Below are 2,209 nucleotides of genomic sequence, written 5' to 3'. Positions count from 1 at the left end.
GTCGTCGCTGCCGCCAACCACGGCATGAGCGTTTTTGCCAGATTCGGCGGCGTTCAAGCAAGCAGCCACAGAGACGGCATCTATGGGCAGATCGTACTGGAAGTGGCCGGCGACTTTTCCCTGGAAGCCTTTAAGCAGGCTTTTCCGGCCTACATTGAAGCGGCCAATGCTGAATTTGCCAGTTTGGTCAAGCACGGCGGCGGCTTAAGAGAATTGACCGCTCGCCAGGAAGAAGACCTTGTCTACCTTCTGTCTCTGGTCGATCCGGCCGAAGCCATGGGCGCCAATAAAACCAACGCGATTTTGGAATTTTTGTCCCAAAAAATGCTGGCCTTTCCCGGCGTTGAAGCGAAGCTTTTTGCCATTTTGTCCAACTATCCCAGCCAGTTGACTACTGCCCGGGCCTCAGTGCCCGTGGCTGGTCTCAGCAAGACCGGCGATGAGGCCGAAGGCCGGAAAATTGCCGAAAAAATGGTCCTGCTCAGCCGGATCGGTGCCGGCGATGTCTACCGGGCCGTCACCAACAACAAAGGAATCATGAACGGGGTGGACGCGGTCATGCTGGCAACGGGCAATGACTACCGGGCCGTTGAAGCAGCTTGTCATGCCTACGCGGCTAGAAGCGGCCGGTACCGCAGCCTCAGCTCCTGGCAGCTGAAAGATGACCAGCTGGTTGGCACGGTCACCCTGCCTTTGGCCCTGGGAGTGGTTGGCGGCTCAATTTCGTCGCGGCCTGATATTAGACAAAGCTATGCCATTTTAGGTAAAATAAAAGCAGCTGAACTGGCAGAGCTCACCGCGGCCGTGGCCCTGGCGAACAACTTCGCGGCCTTGAACGCCATCTCAACCAAGGGGATTCAAGCCGGCCACATGCGCCTGCAGAGCCGCAACGTGGTGCAGACTTTGCCGGCAACGCCTGAAGAAAAGGAAGCTGTTTATCAGTTAATGATCAGCCAAGGTAAGTATGGCGAAACAGCGGCAAGAAATTTTTTAAGAGAATTGCGAGGACAATAATTAATGGACATCGGTATTGATCAGATAGGTTTCTATACTCCTAACAAGTTTGTGGACATGGTTGACCTGGCCAACGCCAGAAACCAGGATCCCAACAAATTTTTGATCGGTATTGGCCAAGATCGGATGGCAGTTGCAGACAAGACCCAGGACGCGGTTTCCATGGGGATCAACGCGACGGCCGAATATTTAGACCAGGTTGATCTGGAGAAATTAGGCTTATTGATCTTTGCGACCGAAAGCGGAATTGACCAGTCAAAGTCAGCCTCACTTTTTGTCAAGGAAGCACTCAACCTTCCTGCCCAAATCAGAACTTTTGAAATCAAGGAAGCCTGCTTTGCCCTGACTGCCAGCCTGCAGGTGGCGCGCGACTATGTGCGGGCACACCCGCACCACAGCGCCATGATCATCGGCAGCGACATCGCCCGCTACGGCTTGTCCACGCCTGGTGAAGTAACCCAAGGCGCCGGGGCGATCAGCATGCTGATCAAGGAAGATCCTGCAATTATCGCCCTGGAAGACGGCCACACGTCGCATTCTGAAAACATCAATGACTTCTGGCGGCCGAACAACCTGGCCACCGCGGTCGTTGACGGCCACTACAGCCGGGATGTCTACCTGGACTTCTTCAAGAGCACCTTTAAGCCTTTCCTGGAAGAAAAGCAGCTTGCAGTTGCCGACTTTGCCGGGATCTGCTACCACCTGCCTTACACCAAGATGGGCTACAAGGCGCACAAGATCGCCATTGAAGGCCAGGATGACGAAACCGTCAAGCGCCTTAGCGACAACTTCCAGCTTTCAGCCAAGTACAGCCGCCAGGTCGGCAACATCTACACGGCCAGCCTGTACATGTCTGTCTTGAGTCTGCTGGAAAACGGCGAGCTTGAAGCCGGCGACCGGGTTGGTTTCTTCTCATACGGGTCTGGCGCCATGGCGGAATTCTTCAGCGGCCGGGTCGTTGAAGGCTACCAAAAGCGCCTGCGCCCAGCCCTGCACGCGCGGATGCTGCGGGAAAGAATCCGTCTGGGCATCGGCCAATATGAAGAAATCTTCACTGAAGGCCTCCAAGCTCTGCCGGAAAACGTGGAATTCACCAGTGATGCCAACCACGGCACCTGGTATCTGGCCGGCCAGGAAGGCTACGTCCGTCAGTACAAGCAAAAATAAAAGCAATCGTCTCACCTGCAGGTGAGGC

The 2,209-nt window shown here is 55.1% G+C and carries 2 protein-coding genes; both read left to right on the top strand.

Annotated elements, in window-relative coordinates; translation table 11 throughout:
* Nucleotides 1-1,014: hydroxymethylglutaryl-coenzyme A reductase family protein (locus lacNas_RS08205; RefSeq protein WP_201346765.1), on the top strand; the 1,014-nt coding region annotated here is incomplete at its 5' end.
* A gap of 3 nt (nt 1,015-1,017) precedes the next feature.
* Nucleotides 1,018-2,181, top strand: a complete 1,164-nt coding sequence (locus lacNas_RS08200; protein ID WP_201330208.1) for a hydroxymethylglutaryl-CoA synthase — start codon at nt 1,018-1,020, stop codon at nt 2,179-2,181.
* Nucleotides 2,182-2,209: the final 28 nt, after the last annotated feature.

It is taken from the genome of Lactobacillus nasalidis (assembly GCF_016587775.1).
Taxonomy (GTDB): Bacteria; Bacillota; Bacilli; order Lactobacillales; family Lactobacillaceae; genus Lactobacillus; species Lactobacillus nasalidis.
Note: the sequence above shows the minus strand (reverse complement) of the source record. Positions and strands in the feature narration are given on the sequence as shown.